General features: G+C 42.6%; 20 protein-coding genes and 1 rRNA gene. 1 reads left to right on the top strand and 20 read right to left on the bottom strand.

The genetic code is table 11. The annotated features are described in order from the left end of the window. Window positions 1-57: 57 nt before the first annotated feature. On the top strand, window positions 58-519 hold the full coding sequence (locus tag VTHSUH11_RS01950) for an ArsR/SmtB family transcription factor (RefSeq protein WP_105092450.1): 462 nt from the start codon (window positions 58-60) through the stop codon (window positions 517-519). A gap of 240 nt (window positions 520-759) precedes the next feature. Here the strand turns inward: VTHSUH11_RS01950 and VTHSUH11_RS01945 are convergent, their stop codons facing one another. From VTHSUH11_RS01945 to rrf, 20 genes are all read right to left on the bottom strand, one after another. After that, window positions 760-2076, bottom strand: coding sequence for an aminotransferase class I/II-fold pyridoxal phosphate-dependent enzyme (locus VTHSUH11_RS01945; protein WP_105092449.1), 1317 nt, complete (start codon window positions 2074-2076; stop codon window positions 760-762). Window positions 2077-2223: 147 nt separating this feature from the next. Continuing rightward, on the bottom strand, window positions 2224-4083 hold the full coding sequence (locus VTHSUH11_RS01940) for a TonB-dependent receptor plug domain-containing protein (RefSeq protein ID WP_105092448.1): 1860 nt from the start codon (window positions 4081-4083) through the stop codon (window positions 2224-2226). A gap of 29 nt (window positions 4084-4112) precedes the next feature. Continuing rightward, window positions 4113-5024: an ABC transporter substrate-binding protein gene (locus VTHSUH11_RS01935; protein WP_105092447.1), complete on the bottom strand. Its 912-nt coding sequence runs from the start codon at window positions 5022-5024 to the stop codon at window positions 4113-4115. A gap of 1 nt (window position 5025) precedes the next feature. Next, window positions 5026-8649, bottom strand: coding sequence for a cobaltochelatase subunit CobN (cobN, locus tag VTHSUH11_RS01930; RefSeq protein ID WP_105092446.1), 3624 nt, complete (start codon window positions 8647-8649; stop codon window positions 5026-5028). 3 nt (window positions 8650-8652) lie between these two features. Then, window positions 8653-10704 carry a VWA domain-containing protein gene (locus VTHSUH11_RS01925; RefSeq protein ID WP_105092445.1) on the bottom strand — a complete coding sequence of 684 codons (2052 nt, stop codon included), beginning with the start codon at window positions 10702-10704 and terminating at the stop codon, window positions 8653-8655. 2 nt (window positions 10705-10706) lie between these two features. Further along, the gene (locus VTHSUH11_RS01920; protein ID WP_105092444.1) at window positions 10707-11636 is read right to left on the bottom strand and encodes a magnesium chelatase ATPase subunit I; all 930 of its coding nucleotides are present in this window, start codon (window positions 11634-11636) and stop codon (window positions 10707-10709) included. Between the two features lie 91 nt (window positions 11637-11727). Next, entirely contained in the window at window positions 11728-12573 is an 846-nt protein-coding gene (locus VTHSUH11_RS01915; RefSeq protein ID WP_059361043.1) for an ABC transporter ATP-binding protein, read from the bottom strand. Further along, on the bottom strand, window positions 12573-13610 hold the full coding sequence (locus VTHSUH11_RS01910) for a FecCD family ABC transporter permease (RefSeq protein WP_105092443.1): 1038 nt from the start codon (window positions 13608-13610) through the stop codon (window positions 12573-12575). The genes VTHSUH11_RS01915 and VTHSUH11_RS01910 overlap by 1 nt, the downstream gene beginning before the upstream one ends. Further along, window positions 13603-14565: an ABC transporter substrate-binding protein gene (locus VTHSUH11_RS01905; RefSeq protein WP_105092442.1), complete on the bottom strand. Its 963-nt coding sequence runs from the start codon at window positions 14563-14565 to the stop codon at window positions 13603-13605. Before VTHSUH11_RS01905 ends, VTHSUH11_RS01910 begins: the two co-directional genes overlap by 8 nt. A gap of 81 nt (window positions 14566-14646) precedes the next feature. Further along, window positions 14647-16596 (bottom strand): TonB-dependent receptor plug domain-containing protein, encoded by a 1950-nt coding sequence (locus VTHSUH11_RS01900; RefSeq protein WP_105092441.1) that lies wholly within the window; start codon window positions 16594-16596, stop codon window positions 14647-14649. A 133-nt stretch (window positions 16597-16729) separates the two neighbouring features. Then, complete coding sequence (locus VTHSUH11_RS01895; RefSeq protein WP_105092440.1) at window positions 16730-18676, bottom strand: TonB-dependent receptor; 1947 nt, start codon at window positions 18674-18676, stop codon at window positions 16730-16732. Window positions 18677-18722: 46 nt separating this feature from the next. Continuing rightward, on the bottom strand, window positions 18723-19466 hold the full coding sequence (locus VTHSUH11_RS01890; RefSeq protein WP_105092439.1) for an energy transducer TonB: 744 nt from the start codon (window positions 19464-19466) through the stop codon (window positions 18723-18725). 4 nt (window positions 19467-19470) lie between these two features. Then, window positions 19471-19875 carry an ExbD/TolR family protein gene (locus VTHSUH11_RS01885; RefSeq protein ID WP_105092438.1) on the bottom strand — a complete coding sequence of 135 codons (405 nt, stop codon included), beginning with the start codon at window positions 19873-19875 and terminating at the stop codon, window positions 19471-19473. After that, window positions 19872-20483, bottom strand: a complete 612-nt coding sequence (locus VTHSUH11_RS01880; protein WP_059361016.1) for a MotA/TolQ/ExbB proton channel family protein — start codon at window positions 20481-20483, stop codon at window positions 19872-19874. Before VTHSUH11_RS01880 ends, VTHSUH11_RS01885 begins: the two co-directional genes overlap by 4 nt. Before the next feature lie 604 nt (window positions 20484-21087). Further along, window positions 21088-22038 carry an ABC transporter substrate-binding protein gene (locus VTHSUH11_RS01875; RefSeq protein ID WP_105092437.1) on the bottom strand — a complete coding sequence of 317 codons (951 nt, stop codon included), beginning with the start codon at window positions 22036-22038 and terminating at the stop codon, window positions 21088-21090. A 94-nt stretch (window positions 22039-22132) separates the two neighbouring features. Then, window positions 22133-23194, bottom strand: a complete 1062-nt coding sequence (locus tag VTHSUH11_RS01870) for an ABC transporter substrate-binding protein (RefSeq protein WP_105092436.1) — start codon at window positions 23192-23194, stop codon at window positions 22133-22135. A gap of 83 nt (window positions 23195-23277) precedes the next feature. Continuing rightward, a complete protein-coding gene (locus tag VTHSUH11_RS01865) occupies window positions 23278-24399 on the bottom strand; it encodes a M48 family metallopeptidase (protein WP_105092435.1) in 1122 nt (373 codons plus the stop codon). Window positions 24400-24439: 40 nt separating this feature from the next. Beyond that, complete coding sequence (locus VTHSUH11_RS01860; RefSeq protein ID WP_105092434.1) at window positions 24440-24796, bottom strand: CGGC domain-containing protein; 357 nt, start codon at window positions 24794-24796, stop codon at window positions 24440-24442. 124 nt (window positions 24797-24920) lie between these two features. Then, on the bottom strand, window positions 24921-25811 hold the full coding sequence (locus VTHSUH11_RS01855) for a pirin family protein (RefSeq protein WP_105092433.1): 891 nt from the start codon (window positions 25809-25811) through the stop codon (window positions 24921-24923). A 617-nt stretch (window positions 25812-26428) separates the two neighbouring features. Continuing rightward, a 5S ribosomal RNA gene (gene rrf / locus VTHSUH11_RS01850) occupies window positions 26429-26543 on the bottom strand; the annotation flags it as partial.

Below are 26543 nucleotides of genomic sequence, written 5' to 3'. Positions count from 1 at the left end.
GACCACGGTCAAAGTAAGGCACTCAATATTTAGTATGTACCTAAAAAAGGAGGCCATATGGATCCGCAAAGAATTCTAAAGGCATTATCAAATCCCCATCGGTTAGATATTATATTGTGGTTGAAGCACCCCGAGCAAGAATTCGGTGTTCAAGTACACACTAATACTCTTATCGACTTTTCAAACAGCGTCAGCGTTAAAAGTATTCAAAAGCGCTGTGGTGTATCGCAATCGTCTGTATCCACATTTATGACTATGCTAGAACGTGCAGACCTTGTGGAATCGCGCAAAATTGACCAATACACCTACTATAGACGCAATGAAAAAGTTATCCGCGAGTTTGGCGACTGGTACAATAAAGAAGTATCCATCCAAGCCGATAATATCGACAAATTATTGGAAACAGTAACCTTAGACGATACATCCTATCCATCAATAGAGGATAGTTCTATGCCTGAAGAAGAACAGGCTATTGGTATCGCAACTAAGGGACTCGACCATGAAAACGATAACACCTAAATACCACATCCTACCACTACTTCATAGGACACAAAAAGGAGCTATAATGCCAAAGTTATTCTCAGCATTATAGCTCCTTTTACATTTATTTTTCTGTTCTATCGATTCTCTCCCTTACACGACGAAAAACATCGGTGCCAGAGAATCTAACTTTACTTTCTTTTGCCGCAGAATCAGCCTCATCTAATGCATACTCAATAGAGTCTGTTAATGCAGCATATAGTTCTATATCCATTTTATTTATCGTTGCGCTTCGTATGCTCTAAATAATTTAGATAGCAATACAGGCGCTAGTTTTAAAAGTTCTGGGTTTTCGCAGAATGATACGCGAAGTTGTGTTTTACCAGGGTTATTGTCGCCATTTAAGCCACTATAGAAACCATTTAGCGGAGCCATGAGCAATGTATAGTCATTGCCATCGTCCAAGGTTACGCGGCCATGTTCAGCACACCAAGCAGCGAACTCTACGCCATCAAATCCAGGTTTAGCTACATTGCGTACATCGATAACGAAATAGATGGACGCTTCTGGATTGGAAATGATGAACTCTGGTTCAACATCCTTGAAACCTTGATGAAGTTCAAAGATCATTTGGCGGTAGTAATCACGTTGTTGTTCATACCAATTGTGAAGTTCCGCATGACTTTCATGTGCTAAGGCACCAAAAATATATTGACCTAATGTATTAGCGCTAAGGTTTGCTGTATATTCAGCAACGGATTTTTCATAGCATAATGCATTGTCCGTAATGATAGCACCAATGCGAAGGCCACAAGCATTCCATACCTTAGAAGCCGTTTCAAGGCTAATACGACGACCTTCGATGCCAGGCACATCCTTGTTGGTCAATGTCCAAATACTAGATGTTTCTTTACCTTTTTGATATGCCAATTCACGATATGCTTCGTCGGAAATAATCCATAAATTGTGTTTTACACACAATGTTGCATATTCAATCAAGGTTTCCTTGCTAAATAGCTGACCCGTCGGATTATCATAAGGGATAATCAAGAGTGCACCTGGTTTTGTTTCCATAATGCGTTTTTCCACGGTCTCAATGGATGGTAATTCGAACTCGCCATTTTCATTAAGGCTACGTTCTACAGCCACTGTTTTACGGCCAATACGTTGACCTACAGCATCATAGTTCGTGTAGGACGGATTGAACATCAATAGAGGACGTTCCTCTTCACCTGCACCGCCACAAACGCCAAGCATGATGATTTCCATCGCCATGGACGCACCATCTGTAACGAGTACATTAAGGCCCGTTGTATCAAAGCCTTGACTGCGCAAAATATGCAAAAATGCTTCGCGACATTCATTGGTTCCCGTCGTAGGCACATATGGCACGATGCCTGTACTGAAAGGACTATTAGTACTTCCTAATGTAAATAGTCGGCGCTGCATGGCGGGATGCATAGGACGCATAACATTGCCAATTGAACCATTTACCAAAACAGGTGGGTCCTTTCGTTCCAAAAATTTAATTTGCCCCATGCGGATCCCGGATGGCTTGCGAGCCATCATATACGGGGATAAAACCGGTAGTTCCATACAGAATCCAACTCCTCTTACTAAAAATGATACATATACATGGATATATATAGATACATTCTATTATAGAGCTTTTACTATAGAAAATCTATAGTTTAATCATATTAACTAATAGCCTTATCAATTTTCTTATATTTTATACAATTCTTAGATTGTAACCTCTACACCAAAGCGGAAGTTGCGACCTTGGCCTGGCCACCAATCACCTGCATTACCCCAACGTACGTTAGATTGTTCTGCGTAGTATGTATCAAATAGGTTATTAACGCGACCAAATACAGTCACATTTTCACGCACGCGATAGTTAGCACTAATATCAGTAATCCAATATGTTGTACGAGGGAAGATGTTAGCCGCAGGACCTGGACGGTCGATGACACCGCGAATATCTAAATGAGCATCCCATTTAACATCGTTGTAATCGAGACCTGCATTAACCGCATGTTTAGGTATATAGCCATCACGATTTGCTTTGCGAGTTGGTGTAGCATCAATATGAGTATATGTATAACCGAGTCGGGCAGATACATGTTTCGTTAATTGTTTGCGTACATCTGCATTGATACCATGCGCCTTTTCTGTATCAAAATTATGGTATTCACCTGAGAACGCTGCAGGGTTTGTCATTACCCAACCAATTTTATCTTTTGTGCTGCGACTAAAGAAGCTGAGATTGCTGTTCCAAGTTTTACCGAATTTATGATGAACACCTACGCTCCATTCATGACCAGTTTCAGGTTTCAAATTGCGGTTACCATTTGTGCCATCAAAGAGTTGATATGGTGTAGGAGCCAAGAAGTATTCTTTATACGCTGCATATACATTCGTTTTAGCATTCACATCGTAGCCAACGCTAATGGATGGAGATGTATGTGTACCAAATGCAGAATGATGGTCAACGCGAACACCTGGAATTACAGTCCATTTTGGAGCAACCTTCCACTCATCTTGTACAAAGTAAGATGTGTTCGTAAGTTTTACACCACCCATATTAAGCACCTTATCTTGACGCCAATCAATACCACCAACTATGGTATGATCTTTTGCTTTATACGTCACTTGGTCACCAAACGCACGAGTCTTAATATCTGTCAAATAACCATCATATTTAGTTTTATAATGATTATCTAATACGTACAATTGATGGCTCCAACGTTTATTGATGTTATTATTCCAAACAGCACGGAAGGAATCACTTGCTTCTGTACCGTAACGAATGTGATTTAGGCGCCCCATATGGTCAGAATACATCGCATCACCGCGATAGGTATCATAGAATACCTTCACATCATTTTTGTCATTGATTTTGTTGCCTACCATGAAGGAACCAGTATGGCTGTTGCCATGTTGCGGAATGCGTTTGCCATGACCATCTTTATAGGAACCGATGATATCTTTTTGGTACCCTACACGCCAGTACCAATCCTTTTTGCTACCTTCGTTCAAGAGAGCGTATTGTTCTAAATCATTGCTGCCGCCCATCATGCGAAGCTTAGTTTGAACGCCTTCCTCAGGTTTTGCAGTGATTACGTTCACAACACCACCGATGGCACCAGAACCGTATAATGTAGAACCTGCGCCACGTTGAACTTCTACGCGGTCAATGCTAGACATATCTTTCAAAATTGTCATCGGTGGATTCACGCCAGCCGCGCCCATATTGATACCGTCCACTAAATATAGTACTTGGTCGGAACCATTGATACGAAACGCATTAGAATTCGTGTAACCTACGCCACCACCATACGTATTGATATCTACCCCCGGTACGATACGCATCGCTTCATTCATGTTAGTTGCGTGACGTTCGCGGATATCGTCGCCTGTGACTACACCTACGCTAGCTGGTACTTGTGAAAGCTGTTGTTCACTGCGCGTTGCAGTAACGACAATGGTATGAGAATCTTGTGCATCAGCAGCTAATACACTAGGTGCACTAATTGTGCTACCAAATACAAGAGCTAATCCCACATATAGAGATAAACGTTGTTTCTTTGATACTTTCATAAAAACCTCCACACACATCAAACTATAAATTACATACTATAAATATTTTGTGCCATAGATACCATTGCACGAGTCATGAATTGAGAATAACTCATAACCTGTGAAGAATCTACAAGAAATACACGACGATTGACGATGGCCTTAACACCTTGCAAGGCTGGATCAGAGTAAAGTTGTTCTGCCGTTGCTGGTGTAGTGCCATCTGATGTATAGGCCACAGAAGGAATAAAAATAATATCAGGGTTAGATTTTATTAAATCCTCTCTCGTCCCATTATCAAAAGGGCCTAAACCTATTTGAGCGGCCGCATTGTTTACCTTCAAGTAGTTACACATATCATCGAAGGTAGACCCCTTGCCGCCTGTTAAGCCAAATTGGGAATAAAACGCCACCAAAGGACGTTCACCACTATGCTTATTGGCCAATTCTTCTACAGTTTTCAAATCTGCATCCATGCTGGCTATCATGGATTCATCAGATGCATGTAATAGCCCGGCAATCTCATGAATAGTAGCTTTTGCTTCTTTTACCGTAGTAGGCGTTTTATATACATAAACAGGAATCTGCATATTGCGCATTTCCCCAATCGCATCGGGAGACATCCAATTAGGTACTAATACTAAATCTGGCTGTACAGAGAGCATGGACTCAGCAGATGCTTTCACATGTTTCTCTACCTTAGCCGACGCGTCGGGTACATTATTAGGTAAAGAACCAATAGCCGCCACTCGGCTTGGATCAACCAAGGATAGGACTATATCCTCTGTGCTAGCAGCGACAGGAACGATGCGCTTAGGTTCAGTCGGCACCGTAACAACAGTGCCTGTACCATCCGTCACCTGATGTGTGGCGCCCGTAGTTCCCATCTGTTTAGGACCACAGCCGAACAGCAGAAGTACCATCATTACTATGGTACATATAATAGGTATTCTTTGTTTCATACTAACGACCTTCTATAACACCTTCTATGGAAATATATAAGGACTGCAAATCCTCTAGCATCGTTGGAGATGCATCCCAGTAGCCACGTTGAGCGGCTTCTAACAAAATTTCGGCAATGCGCTGCAAGGCCCACGGATTTACATCACGCATCCAGTCTTGCACCGTTGTATCTAAGGCATACTTATTAGCATAACCTTCATAGACCCAGTCGGGCACTATATCGCTCGTCGCATCCCAGCCAAAGCTATGGGATACCACATTGGACATATCCGATGCACCTTTGTAACCATGATTCATCATGGCTTGAATGAATTTCGGGTTTTGCGTTTCCCCTTGCACAACGCGGCGCAGCTCATCCGACAAGGACCGCATCACAACGCGGCTACGGTCGGTGCTATCCCCCACATAGGCACGAGGCGCACTGCCCTTTGCAGTCCGCACTGCTGCAATGAGGCCACCGTGATAACTATAATAATCGTCTGCACTCAAAATATGAGTTTCTCGATTATCTTCATTTTTAATGGTCACATCCATGGTCGTTAATCGACGCTGGAATAGCCTCATATCCTGAGGAATATCCTTGTGTATGTGAAAGCTACTCCACTTGCTATACACTTGCGCAATATCTTCTACGGACTGCCAGTTTTTGCCTTCTATCAAGGCGCCTACACCGGTACCATAGGCCTGTGGCGGGTCACCGAAAATACGGAGTCGCGCCTTTTTAGTAGCCAACAAAGGATCCTCTCCTTGCTCCACGAGCCAATCTACATCATCGTGAATATGCTTTTTCACATAGTTATCTTCTAGTGGTTCATCTAAGTCTGCCACCAGTTCAACAGCCTTATCAAGCCAACTAATGGCAGTAGGCATCATATCTCGAATAAGGCCACTGATACGCCCCATCACGTCGATACGAGGTCGTTGTAATTCTTCTAAAGGAATCACCTCTAGGCCTGAAATGCGACCATTGGACTGCCATTTAGGGCGAACGCCCAATAAATAAAGAAATTCCCCTAAACACTGGCCGTGGCTTCTAGAGTTGCTACTAGCCCAGAGAATGATGCCTACCGTTTCAGGGTACCGTTGTTCGTTTAAGATATAGTCAGCAATGACTTGGTCTGCTAAGTCTATCCCTAGCTGATAAGCAATCTTTGTGGGTAGTGCCCGTTCATCGAGGCCATAGAAGTTACGCCCCGTAGGCAATACATCAACTTGACCGCTGGAAGGAGCCCCACCAGGGCCGGGTTCAACATATTTTCCCTGCAAGCCCTGCGAAATGGATGTAATCTCATTCTTTGTTTGCTCTAATTTAGGTATATACTCACGCACAATGACTGCGGCCAAAGGCGCTAGCCGTTCTGGTACTGTATAATCTGGTGTATTCACCACATACCTTACAAACGCACGCAGTTCGTTCCAAATTTGATCAATGATGTGACTATAACGAATCCCCTCGTCATTTACGTCCCCTGCATGTTGCTCTATATAGGACCAATCATAACCTAATTCTTCGGCTAAGATTTCAAGACCCGATGCAATATCCCCTTGTGGCGTCCGTACAATGGCGGTAATAAATTCTTCTAGCTCTACACCTTCAGGTCCCTGCCCTAAAATGTGCAAGCCATTTCTCATCTGCATATGCTTTAGGTCGCTTAACTTTTCATGGACAGCTGTAATAAGATCGTCCATCTCCATCGTAGCGCCTTGCTCTTCATCGATGAGATGACACGCCATGGCTTTCTCTCGAATCACGTTCTCTATATCCGATACACTCTCAGGATGCTCTTGCTCAAAATGACTATGCTCATCGAGTAATACTTCTAATTCTTCAAACTCATCGTAGAGCCCGGCCGTCGTCATCGGTGGCGATAAGTGTCCTACTAAACACGCAGAGCTACGCCGCTTAGCCTGTATCCCCTCACCTATGATAGTCGTCCAGTAAGGGTAAATATTAGGCAAACTAGAAATGCCTATTTCAGGATAACAACTAGCACTGAGGCCTGCTCCCTTACCTGGGAGCCATTCTAAGGAACCATGAGTACCTACATGAATGACTGCATCTGCTTCAAAGACGGTTCGTACCCAATGGTAGAAGGCCAAGTACTGATGCGGTGGTGGCAAACAGGGATCGTGGTAAATAGCAGATACATTCTCCCCAAAACCACGAGGTGGTTGCACCGTAATCCATAGATTCCCATTGGAGAAACCAGGGATAATAACCTCATCATCGTAGACGAATACATCTCCAGGCGCCGCGCCCCAAGACTCGATCATAGAATTTTGCGTATCTGCTGGCAGCGTTTCAAAATACGCTTTGTAATCATCACTACTCAAACGCCCTTCTACAGAAGCTAAGAGCTCATCAGTAAGCATAGTCCTGTCATTCGTCATATGAGATGTGACTATATCCATCAACTCTGCACTCGTTTCTGGCACAGTATCTACGGTATAGCCCTCGTCTTGCATGACCTGTAATAGTCGTCGTACCGATTCAGGTGTATCAAGTCCTGCAGCGGACCCAATATTGGAGTTTTTAGGCGGATAGTTATGCAGGATAATAGCTACCTTTCGCTCCGATACTGGAATATGTCGTAATTTAGACCATTTAATGGCCCGCTCTACAATAGCAGCAATGCGTTCTTTTACAGGTAGATACACATAGTGACCACGCTCATCAAAGGTTTGACACGCCACGACGCCCCCCTGAATGACGCCATCGAGCTCAGGTTGTGATATAGATAAATTCACGTCCAAAGGCGTCACGCCTTGCGGGTCTGCAGCCCAGGTTTTCTCATCCATGTATATGGTATAGCCCTGAATGATAGGCACATCCTGTAACTTTAATTCCTCCAAAGTTTGCGCCCCTAAGGACTGATAGGAGAATTTACAAGTATTTATGAGCACATCAAAGGGGAATACATCCTTACCAAAGAGATGATTCATGGACAGCTTCATATTAGGAATGCCTACACGAGGATTCGAGCCATACTGCCCATAAAAGATAATCGGATTGTACTGATGTTTATAAATCTCTTCGAATAAGGCCTGTTGATACTCAATATCCCCCATAATCCATTCGTCGCGATAGAAATACACCGCGATGGACGGCCAATCTGGATTTCCTTCGGCCTCCATGAACTCATCATAGGTTTCGTAGATATTTCCATCGCGGCCCATGATGGCTTGCCACGGAATGTGGTCAGGTTCCTCCCATTCGGAGATTGGTTTTGCACTGAAAGCACCGTTAATAAGGCGCACATAGTTCATGACGCCACTGGTGCGGCGATAGCTTTCAAGAAATCTCCGTTGATTTTCGTCTATATTGCGATAGAGAATATCTGTTTTCTTAGGCTCTACCACATCGATCCAATACTTAGGATGATATGCATACAGCCAACGCTCTAGGCGTTCTAAAAATGGCGAATCTAAGCCAACCCCCATATTCGTTACGAGAACAACATCTGCAGCGCGTAGGCGGCTTTCAAAATCCGCATCCCAAAGGGGCTGTTTTTTCATATTACAGATGTCCACCTCACCCTGTATCAATTCAGGATAGGTGGCAACAGCCTTTTCTATATATTGGATTTGTTTTCCTAAATTAGAAATATACATGAGACGACTCATGATCTACCTCCGCGATACTCGTAAAATATCATCCGCCGTAATAGTATCCATGGCGTAATAACTGCCATTCATTAATTTACATAATTCCTTAGCAAGGCCTAGCTTGATAAAGCCCGTTTCCGTATCGATAACGATACAATCTACAGGCAAGGTTCCAAGAATACGAGCCCATTGTTTAGCCTCTGCTACGGGATCCTCAGAATCCCCCGACGTAGCTCGACCATCGGTGATACATATAATCTGAATGCGTTCTGCCCGATGGGCACGCAACAATCTATCGCACATGGTGTAGGCCATGCGTAAACCGTGAGCTAATGGCGTTTTACCACCTGTAGGCATAGAGGCTAATAGTCGCTCTGCGCGCTCAACGCTACGGGTGAACGGCAATAACACCTCTGCCGATTCCTTGCGAAAGGCAATGAGTCCTACTGAATCACGATGGATATAGGAATCCCTCAAGAGGCTCAAAATAGCGGATTTCGTGGCCTCCATGCGATGCCGTGCCGCCATAGAACCGCTAGCATCCACCACAAAGAGCTGGTATGCGCCAATACGTTTTTCTCGAGCTTTACGGCGATAGTCCTGTGATTTTATCACTATAGATAATCCCTTAGCTTCTTGCTGTTCTAATGGCAGAGACTGCGTAGATTGTGTTTCTTGTTCCACCTTAACAGCAGCTCGCAACCGTTGGTAGGGTGCTGCCGCTCGCAATGTATCGACTAAGGCTAAGTCCTCAAGAGCATGCTCATCTTGATAGGCTCGAATCATGCGCCCTCGAGTATCCTTTGTTTTAGTCATGAGGCGACGACCAGAACCCTTGCGATACTGGCGGTCTACCGTCTTATAAGACTGTAATTTCCAATGAAACATCTGGTTAGCTATACGGGCAACAGTATCCGGCAAGGATACAGAAGATAGCCCGTTAGATACATCAACATCAGTGCTTCTTGAATCAGAACTATCAGGTTCCTTAGGGTTAGCGTCATTAGTGCCGCTAGTTTCTTCTTGATTAGCGTTGCCGGATACGTCTTGATTAGACGCTCCGTCTTCGGCACTACTTATATCATTATTGGAATTATCTGATTCATTGGGATTGGATTCATCACCATTAGAATCTTCTCCACCCGAATTACTCGAGTTATCTACATCAGAGTCCTCTGCTATTTCAGTATTCTTCTGCAACTGATTTTGGTCGTTTGTACTGCTTCCATTATCCCCTTGTGATGATTGAGATTCTGATGCTTCATCTCGCTTCATACGATGGGGCAAGACATATAAAGCGGCTCGGTCTGCATGGATGGGCTTGCAGTACGAGCTGCCATCAAGAACTGCAAGAGATTTCATAACTTGCAGCAATACGTATTCTGCACCATGGCCTACGGTGCGTGCTTGTAGTGCATAGGATATGGCTAGTGAAAGCATAGCATCCGAAACAGCAATATTCTGAACTCGTTTAATAGCTATGAGAGATAACATATCCTCAGCTGAAATAACATCTATTGAGCTAGTTTCCTCCTCACATAAGGCATCGTCCAAGTCTGATTGACTATCCCCTGCTATAGATGCTTTACCACATTGAATTTCTTCTCGATTTTGTTGCAACACAGCTATACGAGATTCTAGTGTAGGTGCACCCATAGATACATGCACATCGACGAGTTCCCACTCCGCATCATCTAATGTTCTATCTCCATGATTGATAGTCATGATGAGCAGTATTTGACGTCGCTTCGCCTCTACTAATAAGTCATGACGAACCTCAGGTGCCAGAACGTGCCCATCATCGACAACCCAGCATCGAGCGCTAGTGTCATCTAAAAGACCTGCGGACATAATCATCTTGCCCTGCTCTAGGGACGCTTCAAAATCGATAGTCTCTTGTAATTGTGAATTTTCTACATAAATGGGTATCAAACGATAGGGAATATGCCATGCCTCGAGGAACTGGCGAAGGATATAACTTTTACCCACACCAGTACCACCAGAAATAACGAGAGTATGAATCTGATTGTTTACAAGTCCTATTTTGAGGGCCTCTTGTACAGATGTTTCCATAGCTAGCCCTCAAGCACAGCCGTTACCACTGTATCAATGCGGTCTTCATCGTGACCTTGCTCCTCAAATGGCAAACGACGTAAACGGTGTTTCAATGCTAATCGTGCTGCTATCTTAAGGTCGCTCTCTGTGATTTGATGGCGACCGTGAAAGGCTGCGTGTGCACGAGCGGTGTGCATCATCGTAATATCTGGACGATGACCATCAACGCCAACACCAATACTAATGCTTGCAAGTTTCAACAATACCTCATCGGTGGGAATGATACTTGGCAATAATTCACGAGCTTGTAATAAGCGTTCGTGTAATGCTCGTTCCGATTCCGCATAAGACGCTACGAAACATACTGGGTCGTCGCCAAAGGCAAGACGGCGCTTGATAACCTCCATCCGTTGTGCTGGATCATGCTCACCATAGACCATGACGGATAAACCGAAACGATCTAGCAGCTGAGGTCTAAGGTCACCCTCTTCGGGATTCATTGTTCCTACGAGGATAAAGCGAGATGGATGAGAGTGGCTCACCCCTTCACGCTCTACGGTGTTAACCCCCATTGCTGCAACATCCAGTAAAATATCTACAATATGGTCATCTAATAGATTAACCTCATCTACATAGAGAATGTTTTGATGTGCTGCGTGCAAAATGCCTGGCTCAAAAGCTTTCACACCGTCCTGTAGTGCTTTTTCTAAATTGATAGACCCTACAACACGGTCCTCTGTAGCATTAATAGGAAGTTCCACAACGGTCATGGCCGTAGCCCCTGTCTCCATAGGGGGTAATAGGTTCGCCAAAGCGCGGACAGCCGTAGATTTGGCAGTGCCCTTTTCACCTTCAATTAACACACCACCAATGGATGGATTAATAGCATTGAGTAACAGGGCCAACTTCATTTCATCTTGACCAACAATAGCAGTAAATGGATATAACATAAGTCTGACCTCATTCGGAATCGCAATACAAGGATGTAGCCAAAAATAAAATTAGTAATATAAAAATAACTAACTATCTAACCCAAGATACTTATTGCAGGTCTGGATCGATAGACATGTCAGTACTAGCATTAGTCTGTTTATACGCTTTGATATCCGTAGTCCCTTTCGGGAATACAAAGATGCGTTGTTGTTTAAAGTATGGATCATCGTAGACCGCTGCCGATAGATGGAATGCGTTTCGTAGATTCTCTGCAGTCAGCACCTCTCGAGGCGTTCCTACATCTACGATATGACCATCGCTGACCAAGACGAGCTTAGTACAATATTTAGCAGCTAATTCTAAATCATGAACGACAATTAGAATCGTTTTCCCTTCGTCACATAGTCTACGACCTTCGTGGAAGATATCGTCAGCGTACACTAAATCAAGAGCCGCCGTCGGTTCATCTAATAACAAAACCTCTGTTTGTTGTGCCAAGGCCTTTGCCAAGAATACCCGTTGACGCTCGCCGCCACTGAGGAATTGTACAGACCGATTACGCAGATGGTACACGCCCACTTCTTTCATGGCCTTTTCTACGATTGCTTTATCCTCTGGCCCCTCTTGTTGCCACCATTTTAGATACGGATAACGGGCTGTCATCACGATATCGATGGCTTCATAATCAAAGGACACATTAACGGATTGTTGCATGTATGCTACATGATGAGCAATTTCCTTGTCGCTCAAAGAGGCGATGCTTTTACCATCCCATAAAACCTGACCGCCAGAAATAGGATAGAGTCCACGCAAGGTTTTTAACAACGTCGTTTTACCAGAACCATTAGGTCCGATAATGCCGACAAATTCACCGCTATCAATAGAGAAGGACGCATCCTTGAGAATGTGGTTTTCCCCTAATGTGACAGATAAGGATTGAACATCTAGTTTCATTAGGCCCCTCCTTTGCTGCGCAAACGATGTAGTAAATATAAGAAATATGGTGCCCCTAAGAGAGCTGTCATGATACCAACACGAATTTCTATAGGTTGTGCTATAACTCGGCCCAATGTATCACAGAATACGAGAAATAACGCCCCTCCAACAGCTGCCATAGGCAGTAATATGCGATGATCCGGTCCTACCAAGAGACGGACAATGTGAGGAACCACAAGGCCTACAAAGCCAATAGAACCACTGACACATACAGCAGTAGCTGTAACAACGGATGCAAGGAATAAGAATAGCATACGGTACACCATAACAGGTAAGCCCAATGCACGTGCCTCTGTGTCACCGAGAACGAGTACATTAAGATGACGACCGAGCATCATCAAAATAACGCTGCCTGTCACGATAGGCCCTACAGCTAGTGCCACATGATCCCAACGACGGAAATCAAGGCCACCGACCATCCAGAATAGGAATTCACGCAACCGGTATTCGTTAATCATCGTCAAAATGCCCGATGTAAAAGCACCAAGTAACATGCTCACGGCTACACCTGCCAGCAGTAAGGTTGTCGTGTCTAACTTGTTATTGCGCAAGGTCAAAAGAATAGTAATCCCAACAGATACAAAGGCCCCTACAAAGGCAAAGGCGGGCATGTAAAACATGCCGAGAGATGTTACACCCAGTGCAATAGCGATAACGGCACCTAGGGATGCCCCTGCAGATACGCCCATGATACCAGGGTCTGCTAAGGGGTTCGAGAAAACGCCTTGCATAACCGCACCAGCGAGTGCTAAGGCGCCACCTACGAGAAGACCAATGATAAGGCGTGGCATGCGGATAAACCATAGTACCGCCTCTTGTTCAGCCGTAATAGGCTCTGTAAAGTTCACTGGCATACCCATACCATTTAAAATGCTTTGAATGCCCCCGCCAATAGGAATCATAATAGTCCCTACATGTAGTGCCAAGAGGCTTACAACACATAGTAATACCCCAATCAGAGTTATCGCCATGATTCGTTTTTTCTGTTTACTCATGAGAACTCCTTTCTAACTGAGGATACACAGTATGCATAATAGCAAGCATCGCTTCGCCGATATGCTGATTCATAGTATATAAGTACGCAGCCGGTAAAGGCTTAACGCGATGTTCTTTTATAGCTGGCAGATTCTGAAAGGCTGGATTTGCTAAATATCTATCTGCTAACCCCTTATCCATCCCCTTATAGGACGGAATAAAGATAAAATCTGGATTCATAGCTAACACACGTTCCTCCCCAAAGGGTATCCGTGGCGGCAAACCAATCTTATTAGGTGCATTATAAATACTCATGTATTTACACATATCATCAAAGAGACTGCCCGTTCCCGTGTAACCATCCATAGAGGATACAAAAAGAACTGTCTTGCGCTGCTCTAGAGGTATGGATGCGCCTAGACGCTTCATTTCATCTAACTCACGATGTATCTTTTGATCGTAAAACTGCCCCTTTTCCTCTTCTCCTACGATATACGCAACATCCTTTACATTTTTAATAACCCCTTCCACCGTAGAGTCCGATGATACGACAACTGTTGCAATACCCATATGGCGCAAGCCAGAAATAACATCAGCAGATGTATAATCTGGGGCTATAACAAGATCTGGTTTCAAAGCAATTATCTTCTCTAAAGGATAGGAACTCATAACAGGCTTAACCTGCTTAGCCCGTTTCGCTTCTAAAGAGTAATCCTCATAGGTGGACAATTTATTGATACCAACCAAGCGGTCTGGTTCTACAAGACCTAATAAAATCGTATCAAATGCAGAGGACAATGATAAAATGCGCTTTGGATTTTCAGGTACTGCTACACGAACCCCATCGTAACTGTCAACATACCGCGTATGAGGCGTATGGGAACTCTCATTATAGGACACAAGTGGTCCACAACCTGTTATACATACACAAAAGAGTACCATCAAACATATGAGAAACCTGATGTTCTTATTCATGATGATACTCCTTGTATAGTTATAACCGACTGTAAATGATTAGTCTAAATAATTATCCTAATTTAAAGCCAATCTATTACTCTAGAATTTATATGTGTAGCTAACCTTATAGTTAAATGGCTCATCCCAGTATTCCCAATCGCCATTGGAGATAACATTATGACGATTGAGCAAGTTCCGTGCATCGATTCGCAAGGATGAATGTTCATTGAATTGATAGCCTACATAGGCATTCCAAGCCACGAGGTTAGGATTGATGCCGCCATCGCGGTTTTTCAAGCGTTTCGTTACGAAATTAAGGCTTGAACCAGCAGTCCATGTTGGGCTGTTGTAATGAATGCCCCCTGTAAATTGCAACTTAGGATTTGCTTGTTCCCAGTAGGTCTTATCGATTTCCCGTTGTTTAGGATTCATATACGCTGCACCCACAGTTACTTTCAAGCGATCTGTTAATCTACGGCCATATTGCGCCTCAACGCCAACATTTCTAAAACGGCCACCATTAACGCGAATCGTCATTTTACCATTGCTATCTGGTTTCCAAGAGAAGAAATTTTTGAAATCCATATAGAATGCGGCAACCTTCCAACTATCCTTCTTTGTAATATGCTTATAGCCCAATTCATAATTCCAACCTTCTTCAGGCTTTAAATTACGACCGCTAACCGATTGATATTGTCGATTTACAGTTTTAAATGTATCGCTGAGGTTAGGCATGGTGAAAGCCTTACCTACGTTCATATACAGAGATGATTCCTTATTGATTGTATGATTTAACTGGAATTGTGGCGTCAACACTTGTTGATTCTTCACAGGATCCTTGATATCCGTATAACGTAAGCCTAGAACAGTAGTCCATTTTGGATTGATTTGATAGGAATAGCTACCATATAGAGCAAGGCTATGACGATGAGGACTTGCATAGACGGGACCTGATGTAGTGCGGTACGTTTCTCTCTTACCGAGCACACCTGCAATTAAATAGTCCTTTCCACCTCGGAAATCCCATTCGTGTTGCACATCAAAACCATATTGGCGAGCAATATAGTTACTATCATTAGATGTGTAGGATGAAAGATTATGTTTCCGGTTTTTACCCTTCAAATCTCTATCATTATAGAAAAGAGTTGCTGTTGTATTATCATCCTTGAAAATCAAGGATGCATTATTTTTCGTATCATCATAGGCATATGTAGTAGAGTGACGATTGCGGTTTGTTACGTTACTTTCAGTACTCACCTGCGCATAAGCAGATTTACCTTCAAAGCGGCTAAAGTTGAATGTCACCTTGTCGCTCACCTTACCACTCATAAATAGGCCTAAGGAATTACCTTTTTCACGAGCCGTATAATACTCATAGCCACGAGGGCGAACGACTGAGTCTGTACGAACTGGTGTGGAAGGATCTTGTTCACCAAAGAAGCCCCGTTCTACACCAATCAAGAAACGAGGCGTACCATAATTTACGCGATAGGAGTGACTGCCTCTATTACCAACTGCAACGGTAGCAGAACCGCCTTCTTTATTAGGTGTCTTAGTAATAACATTTACAACGCCACTCATTGCATCAGAACCATAGAGAGCAGATGCAGCCCCCTTCAATACTTCAATACGAGCAATAGAGTCCGTCGGAATAGAGCTAAGACCCCCCTTACCATTAAGGTTCATGGGAACGCCATTTACGAGAATCAAAGATCCCCGTTCGAGGCCACGGATATTCACACGGCTATCCATAGCACCATATTCGAGCCCCGATGCACCATAGGAGAAGGACGTAACACCTGGCACCATATTAACCGCATCAAAAGCATTTTTAGCACCACTATTCATAATATCTTGCTCAGTGATGACATCCATCGCTGCTGGCGTATCTAAATCCATAAGCGCCGTACGATTTGCCGTCACATTGATAACATGTGTTTCTGTGTCAGATGATGTAGCAGTTACATCTGCTGCATAAGCATTCACAGTTAAACCCATCAAAGCCATACAGATAAGTAGAGACGTACGTCGTTTCATTTGTTTATTCATAACAAAACCCTCATAACACACACTAATTATTCATAAAAACTACATATTTGTATTATTACACATTTAAAAGGACTACACAAAACCCATACCCCCTATCAGTACTGGATTTTATATAAATCTCTACAAATAAATATTAGAACTTTTGTGTATAACTCAATTCATATGTGAATGGATCACCCCAGTATTCATAATCCCCATTGGTGATAACGTTGTGACGGTCTAACAAATTGCGTGCATCTAGACGAAGTGTTGCATCCTTATTGAAATGATAGCCCACATAAGCGTTCCAAAGGGCAATATTAGGGTTTAAGCCACCATCTCGATTGCGCAACCGTTTTGTAACAAAGCTAAAGGATGTGCCTGCTTCCCACGTTGGGCTTTCATAGCGAATGCCTGTAGTGAATTGCAATTTAGGAGCCGCTTGTTTCCAGTAATTTTCATTCATTTCCTTTTGTCTTGGATTAGAGTAAGATCCGCTCACGTTCCATTTGAGGCGGTCGGACAAACGTCTACCATATTCGGCTTCGATGCCCACGTTGCGGAATTTCCCTCCATTTACTCGCACCAAAGGCCGACCATTTGCATCCGGTTGCCATTGGAAGAAGTTTTTGAAATCCATATAGAACACATCAACCTTCCAATTATCCTTTTTGTTAATCCGCTTGTACCCAATTTCATAGTTCCAACCCTCTTCTGGTTTGAGATTTTTGCTGCTTACCGCTGTATAACGACGGCTAACGCTACGGAATGTATCGCTCAAACTAGGCATTGTAAAAGCTTTCCCTATGTTCACATACATGGAGGATTGTTTATTGATAGAGTGCAACAATTGGAATTGTGGCGTCAACACATGTTGATTCCTAATTGGGTCATCGATTATGGTGTAACGCAAACCTACAATAGATGTCCATTTAGGGTTAATTTCATAAGAATAACTACCATACACAGCATAACTATTGCGTTTAGGATGAACGTACACAGGAACAGCCGTTGCATGATAGATTTCTTGTTTACCTGTAACACCTGCGATTAAATAGTCCTTACCATCTCTAAAATCCCATTCATGCTGTACATCAAAACCATATTGACGTGCGCGATAGCTTGTTTCAGTCGCCTTAGCTTGGGACGTATTGTGCGCCCGGCTCGTACCACGCATCGTACGGTCATTATAGAACAAGGTTCCTGTAGTACCCTTGTCCTTATAAATTAAGGAAGCATTATTGCGGTCATCCTTATAATGATACGTCGTAGAATGTCTTGCTTGATTAACCGGATTTGTTTCCGTACTGATTAGACCAAAGGACGATTTACTTTCAGCACGATTAAAATTCAATGTTACCTTATCTGAAAGCTTACCACTCATAAAGAGCCCCAACGAATTGCCCTTGTTGCGAGTACTATAGTAATCGTAGTGTTTAGTACCTGCATAGTCGTAGCGAATCGGTGTGGATGGATCCTGTGTACCCCAATATTTTCTATCAATACCAATGATAAACTTTTCTGTACCGTATGACACATCAAAACGTTTAGACCCACGATTACCTATAGCAACTGTAGCAGAGCCACCCTCTGTAGATGGAGTCTTGGTAATAACGTTAATAACACCACCTAATGCCTCTGCACCATACAATGTAGAAGCAGCTCCTTTCACTACTTCGATACGTTTTATGGCACTCGTAGGAATAGAGCCGAGTCCACCTTTGCCATTGAGGTTCATAGGCACGCCATTTACAAGAACAAGGGCACCACGGTCAAGGCCTCGAATATTCGTACGGCTATCCATGCCACCAAAATCGGCACCGCCGGCACCATAAGAATTTATTGTTACCCCTGGTACGGTCGCCACCGCATCAAAAACAGTGGTAGCACCAGTATTTTTTAACTCCTCAAGTGTAATTACATTCATCGCTACAGGTGTGTCCAAATCTAGGAGGGCTGTGCGATTAGCGGTTACATTAATCACATTGGACAATTCTTGATTTTGATGAGTTGTTATATCTTCTGCATAACCATTTATACTCATGCTAAGTAAGGCCATCATCGTGGTCACATATACATATTTATTCATATCGCTCATCATCCTATATTTTCTACTAAAAACTATTTTAAATATATAATATACATCTCTATTCAAGTTCGTATCTTATATAAAAAATGTCTGATTTAGGTTCTCCGGTCGTATTTGTAGCACCACCGGACCTAGCCGCCAGTGCCAATGCATCATTATCAAGAAGGCTAGAACCACTACTCCTCTCAATTGCAGCACTTACATAATTACCTTCGCCATCAAAATAAACCCTAATGGTAACTGTCCCTGTAATTCCTCTACGTACAGCTTGTGCTGGCATGACTTTATTGGCATCTAAACTAGCAATATACCCAGAAGCATCAAAGTATCCCGAACCTTCCGTATCACTAGTCCCAGGATTGCCGTCCTGTGTACCAGGGCCGTCATTTGCTTTACCACCATTGCCAACGGGGCCACCACCTGGACCCTTAACATCACCGCTACCAGATATGCCTAACGGGTTATCCGTATTCCCTTTTAGGTTCACACTAGCTGTTTCATTGCCGCCTAAGTAGGGGTTAAGGTCTTTTAAACCCGGTGTCGGTTTCCCCGATAAATCCGGTAATACACTACCCGACTTACCGCCCGCAGCATTTTCTTTATCATCAGAGACAATTTTCTCTTGCTGTTTCTTCTCCTGCTCAGGAGGTTCCGGTTGCACCATGTCAAGATTGATGACCAAATCTTTCTTTGGCGTTTCTGGTGGTTTTATATGACCAAACCAATCGCCTACAACACCCCAGTATGCTAAATTGACCACCAATGCAGCTATAAAAGGAATGCCATATCGTTTACTCACCATATGATCACTTCCGTTCTGTCGCTACGCTGACAAATCGAGCACCACTCATCTTTAGATTATCCAAAATGCTAATAACATCCTTATACGCAATATCTTCAGATGCACGGACGATAAAAGCCTGTTGTGGTTCCTTCGCAACAATAGCTTGAATTTCATTGCCCAAATCATCAGGTTTAATTTCACGTTCATTCAGATACATCTTATGGGTAGCGGTTAAAGAAATAGTAATAGGCTCAATCGTTTTTGCTGTCGATGCAGATGCCTTTGGTAAGTTAAGAGGAATTTGTTCCTCAGTATTCATATACAATGTACTCATCATGAAAAATACGAGCAAGAAAAAAACGATATCTATCATAGGTATAATCATGATGGTAGGTTCTTTTTGTATCCCTACTGAACTACGTTTCATCGTTGACTCCTAATATATAAATCCAAGATAGAACCTAATCGTTGTTCCAATTTTGCAATATCATAGTTAACCTTATCTGTGCACCAGCTGTGGATGGCTAATGCTACGATGGCTACTGAAAGCCCTGTAGCAGTGGCAATCAATGCTTCAGATACACCACCAGTAATAACTGTAGGCGCCCCAATATCGCCACCAACGGCAGCGAAAGAACGAATCATCCCCACTACTGTACCCAATAGGCCAAGTAATGGAGCCATTGTAACCATCATACTAAGCCAGTGTAAGCCGCGTTTTAGTCTTTCATCCATGAAACCAACTACATCGTGAAGACGGTTTTCCAAACCTTCAAAGTTATATACGGAATCTACAATCGGTGTTACAAATTGACTAAGTGCATCATCATTATTCTTAATCGCTTGTTCTAATGCAATCCAATCATTCGCATTACGACCTGCTTCAATGCTAGACGACAATTGTTGAATTTCACTGTCAATGCGACGATACATACGAATTCGCTCAAATAAAATCGTACATGCTGCCAACATAAATAAAACTAGCGGATACATGACTACGCCACCCGCATTAAAAAGATGAATTGCATACTCCATAATAACCTCCATACATTTTAAGATTTACAGTAATAACTTATACGCTAACAAGTGTTACACACCAACAAGTTAGTCATTAATCGATAAATTACGATTAATCTTCAATTAGTTTATTATTCCATAAAGCCATAGCTAGTACAATAAACCTATACCCTGTATGGGTATTCATATTCAATGCATTATATTGTATATATAACGATTTGTTCCATTCTATATAGACATATTTCTATTCAAGAAAAACAATAATTATATTCCAAAAAAATTACATTCATTAACCTTGTGAATATATAAAAAAAGCAGTCTATAGAAATTATCCCTACAGACTGCTTTTCCAGTATTTATCAGTATTATCATAGCTTATTATATATTGTTATGGAGTGCGCCTAAATACATATTTATTCTCTTCATTTTGAGTTATGAATATTTTTTATAGCTTTATGAAACTGAGTATAATTATACTCATCTCCATAAATATAACAAGACTTACAGAGGATGAATCACTCGTCCTCATTACATAATGTAACGCGCGTACCAATGTAACGCTCATATCAATTTAAAGTTCGCACCAATTTAACACTCATATCAATTTAACGTTCGCACCAATTTAACGCTCGTACACCACTTGAGCCATGCTATAGATGCCTCGACCTACATGGTAGGTCTTAGCTAGCATTGATTCATTAGATACGATGGCAATCTTTTTATTCTTTATGGCCTTGAGATTTGCTAGCGCTGGATCATTATAATAGCTTGCATAAACCGCATCTCGATTATAGTCGGGTGCCCGTGTATCCATCGGCACGATAATAACATCAGGATCCGCCTTGATGAGGTCCGCCTTTGTGCCATAGTCAGTTAATCTTACACCCGATTTAATGGCTGCATTGTCTACCACTACATAGGTAAGCATATCGGCAACTAAGGTCTTTGATTTGCCATACAAACCATTTTGGTTATACACAGCAACGGTCTTCTTCGGTTCATCACGACGCGCAAAGCGAAGTGATTCTGTATCGCGAATGTAGTTCATCATTGTACCGATGAGGCTTTCAGCCTTATCTTTTCTACCTAGTAATCGCCCTACATTTCGAGTTTGATCTTCTACATCTTTCACAGTCTCAGGCGCTCTAAGCAAGGCTACCTTGATGCCCTTATCCCGCAAAGGCCGAACTAGTTCTGTCGATCCATTCGCATCTTCAATAATAACAATATCTGGTTTTAATGCAGCAATGGCATTTACATTAGGTGCCACCCGTTGCTTAACAGTATTGGTAACTTGGTACGGCGCCTCTGTGCTAGCCACGACGGAATCACCGGCTAGTTCACTCACCAAATCCGCAGCATTAGGTCCTACTGCAACAATACGCTCCGCCTTATGGTCTAGCATGACGGTCTCACTCGTACCATCCACCATGGAGTAATGCCCTTTTGAGGTCAATAGTCCCCAAATACCACCACTCTTAAAATCCTGCCAAGAATGGTACATACCAAGTGCTGCTATCACTAGGCCCACAATACAAATGGTCAAAAAAATCATTAAACGTCGTAGTTGCACAAGCTCTCCTCCTATGCTTTCAAAATGATATGATATACTCATTGTAATGATGTACTCACGATAAACCATCAACAACGACATATGACTTATATCGTTAATTCGCCGGCACGCTTTGGTATTTTACAAAATTATCATACGACCAATCGCCATATAGCCATTTCGACATTTGCTGCATCCCAAAGTACATCCATGACGAATAGCTCATTATATGCATTTCATGAATAGGATATACATACCCCTTTTTAATGGCCGTCACATTCTGTAACTCGGGATCCTTAATAACCGCATTAAGATCTTCTTTATAGTCAGGCAATTTATCAATATATCGCGTTGGTACAAAAATAACATCTGGGTTGATGCGAATTAAATCAGCTTTTGTCCCCATGTTTTCTTGCATGTTGAAAGTAGGGCTGCTCGCCCGATAATCCCAAACATCAGATAGAACATTAGGATCCTTACCACGCTCTATGATTTTCAAGTTTCCTGCACCATCGATACCATGAATCATTTCAATCATATCCCGAAGTACACCTGAACGATACAAACCATGCGTCGGATTATATAACACAATCACCGGTTTCACATCATTTTTATGAGGCTCCACCTGTTTTTTGACATTCATAACAGAACTATTAATCGAAGATTCTGCACTTGTACTGTTAAATAGCTTAGCCACTTGCTTCGTATTAAGGCTAATATCCTTCAGGCTATCTTTCATGGTGTAAATAAACACGGGAATACCCGCAGCACGCAACGATGCCACTAAGCCTGGCGGCGTTGTGTCCGGTGCCACTACCACATCCGGTTCATAAGATTGTATAGATTCCACTGTAGGCTGCACACGGCCGTTTATAACAGCACTAGAGCTATAAGGAGATCCATCGGTGGCCACAACATAAGGTTCGCCGGCCACACTAACCAAGTCAACAGTCCCTGCCCCCAATGTGACAACACGGCGCACGTAATCAGGTACCACCATCACAGTATGTTGGCTATCCTCTATTTTCCGCTGATTAGCTGAGGCCAACATACGGCCTATCACGCCATGCCTAGGTATGACATCACCTAGTAAATCTGGGGCCATCCCAATAAGTAGGCCGATAGCAAGACAAATTCCAAGCACTACATAAGGTAATAGAACCCATTTTTTAAACATAAGTAGTCTCTCTTCGTATATCACTTACGACTTATACGATTTTCTTAGTAAAAGTACAAATTATTCTTTAGTAAAAATACGAATTATTTTTTACTAGATTTTTTCTTACTTGGTTTTGCTGCTTGTTTCCCTTTCGCTGGGCCTGCGGCTTTCACAAACGAGTTATTTAAATTTGTCGCCACCATAAGCGCCACATCCGCATTCGGTGTGGTCACGATAGATTGACCTGCTACGGTTACAGTAGGCCCTGTGTAAGAAGCACTGCCCGGCTGAATTTGACCATTATGATACAAGCGAGCCAATTTACCAGCCATGAAATAAGCCCGTTCTTCACCTGTATAACGACCGCTATTGGCAGGGCTATAGATATTCACATCATTTACAAACACAGCTCCATTATCGACGTTTACGTGATTACCAGAATAGGTATACATGCGATCGATATTGTCCTTCACACGACTGCTCGTCTTAGGATGATTATTAGGGGTAAATACTTGATTCAAACCTTCACGATACAAATCGCCATATTTGTTGCGAAGAACTGCCATAGAAGCAGCCGCACCGCCTACGTTATACGGGGATTCACTGAGAATTTGAAAACCCAATTCATCCGCTTTTTTCTCTTGGCTCATCGTAAATACTTGGTTCGCCATATAATTGCCAGCAATATTAGATAAAATACCTACATCACCACTACCAGCAAGGCTTACAGCCGTAGATAGACCTACTTGTTTCTTAAGGCCATTAACGATGTCCTTGTGCTCACCATGAGCAATTTCATGGGCCATAACGTATGCTAGTTCATCGTCATCCAAAAGCTCTAAGGCCCCTTGATTGACAGACATAACACGACCGATGGTAGCAAAAGCATTAAACTCGTCACTAGGGTTTGCATACACCACATAAGAACGCTTTACGCTAGGCGTTGCCACCAAGGTTTTCATGATACGTTCAACACGTGCTTGCGCTGCACTATCCTCTAAATAACCCGTTTGAGACTTAGCACGAGCTAAACTTTCAGCCTGCCCTTCCGCAGAATTATCCATTTTATTAACCGCAGTCGATACATACGCAAAGGCTAAAGCGCCACCTGCCAATGTTTCAACGGCCCCTGCAGCCTCCACTGTTGCAGGTACAACAGCAGCTGTCGTTAGTGAAAGCCCCATAACAGCGGCTAACATAGTAGATTTAAATTTCTTATTCATATTGTATCCTCTCATTCTCTCTCAATCGAAGTAGAAGCAATTAATTTTTAGCATTCAATTCTATTGCAACTTTACCTTCTTTTGATACTTTAGAACCATGCGTATAACCAACCACATCAAAGCCAGCCTCTGCACATTGTTGGGCTATGCTTTCATAATTTTCATTCTTACCACGCGTACATGTAGAAAGATGTACCGTAGTAACACCTTTTTTCTTGAAAGACTCAATTTTCTTGGCAAGATCACCACCACTATGCGTGAAACCTACCAACTCAATATCCTCATCTGCATAACGCTCAAAGGAATCCGCTTTATTCATAAATGCTTTTAAGCAACCGCCACAAGAACAGCGCTGCATTGTATCCTCATTCACGAGGACCGCAATTTTTTTAGACATAAAACCTCCTGTCAAAACATTGTACGCAATAATTATACCATAATCAATATAAAACAATGTGTCTCAGGATACATTACTTACAAGAAACACCCTGATGTATACCATTATACATCAGGGTGTTATATTACATAATAGCTTCTTCGCGGCCAAATTTACCGTTTATGTATTCCCCATAAGCGAGGAGAAGCTCTGTTTTATTTGTCATAACATATGGCCCTTGTTTTACCACGGGTTCATTGAGTGGTTCTCCAGCGAGAACGAAGATTTCAAGACCTTCATCACCAGACTCTACCTCAAAGCGCTCTCCATCATTGTTGAAAAGTACAAAGTCTCCAGATTCTATGCTTTCACCATTGGCACTACCTGTACCATTAATCACAAGAAAACCTGTATTCCAAGTCATATTCTCAGAAATAGAGATCCATGAATTAGGTTGAAGTTTCAATTTGTAAATATTCATCGGTGTATGGGATTTAGCAGGGCCTATTATATGTCTGAAAGCACCGGTGTAAACGATGGCATCGATTGTTTCATCAAGAGATTGATACCGCCCCATTGTGGTAGCAGGTATATATTGATATGCAGGTGCATCATTTTTATGACGTTCAGGTAGATTTATCCATAATTGTAAAGCATGGAACAAACGTCCCCGCTTTGCATATTCTTTTTCATGAAATTCTTTGTGCAAAACACCACTAGCTGCAGTCATCCATTGCACATCACCAGAGTGAATAACACCACTATTACCAGCTGCATCTTTATGTTCAATGGAGCCGGAAAAAGAAAATGTTACCGTTTCATAGCCTTTATGGGGATGTGGAGTGTCACCTGTATCAAAAGGACTAGCCTCAAAATAATATGGCTCATTATAGTCGAGTAACAAAAATGGAGACATACGATCAAGCATAGGTGACTCATCGCCATTAGGGAAGTACTGACGTACTCTAAATCCAGTGCCTACCCAATGAATATCAGGAGCTTTAATAATTCTTTCAATTGTTCTTACAGGATTCATTCTATCACCTCTTAATCGAACAGGATTCATAATAGTTGCATTATATATGAATAGTTGCATTATATATGAATAGCTGCTCATATATCTTAATACTATTATATCTATTTTTTTCGATATGTCAAGGGTGGGATATTAGAATAGTAATTTACATAAGTTTCGAGCTACTCAACTAGTTTACGGCTCCATAATACCATTAGTGATATGTGCTGCGAAATTGATTAGCTATAGTTAATTTACATAAATTTAAAGTTACTCAACTAGTTTACGATGCGATACCATAGGTGCTGCGCACCGCGGTATCGGTTAATTACAAGTATTTGAAGAAGCTCAACAGTTGTACGGTTCAGTAACATTGGTGCTTCGCACCGCGTTACTGGATGGATATGATTTGCCTCCTACCACTAGCCGCGGCTTCCTATCACACTCGCCCATGATCGTATTTAAAATAGTCTTTTAATGCACGGATCTAATGGTAGGGCTTCGTCGAACCTGATGCAATGGACGTACGCGTCGCTGCGCTCCTTTACGCCCTATTGCCCTAGGTTTCCCAGATCCCCTGGTCGGATAGGAAGTCGCACATGCAAAAAAAGGCACACCCTTAGGTGTGCCTTTAGCTTAATCAGCGACTTCCTATCCTCCCAGGCCGTCTCCAGCCAAGTACTTTCGGCGTTTATGAGCTTAACTACTGTGTTCGGTTCGAGATGGGAACAGGTGGACCCTCATAGCTATCGC

Source organism: Veillonella tobetsuensis, from assembly GCF_002959935.1.
GTDB lineage: Bacteria > Bacillota > Negativicutes > Veillonellales > Veillonellaceae > Veillonella > Veillonella tobetsuensis.
The sequence above is the reverse complement of the archived record's forward strand: the minus strand, read 5'-3'. Positions and strand labels throughout refer to the sequence as shown.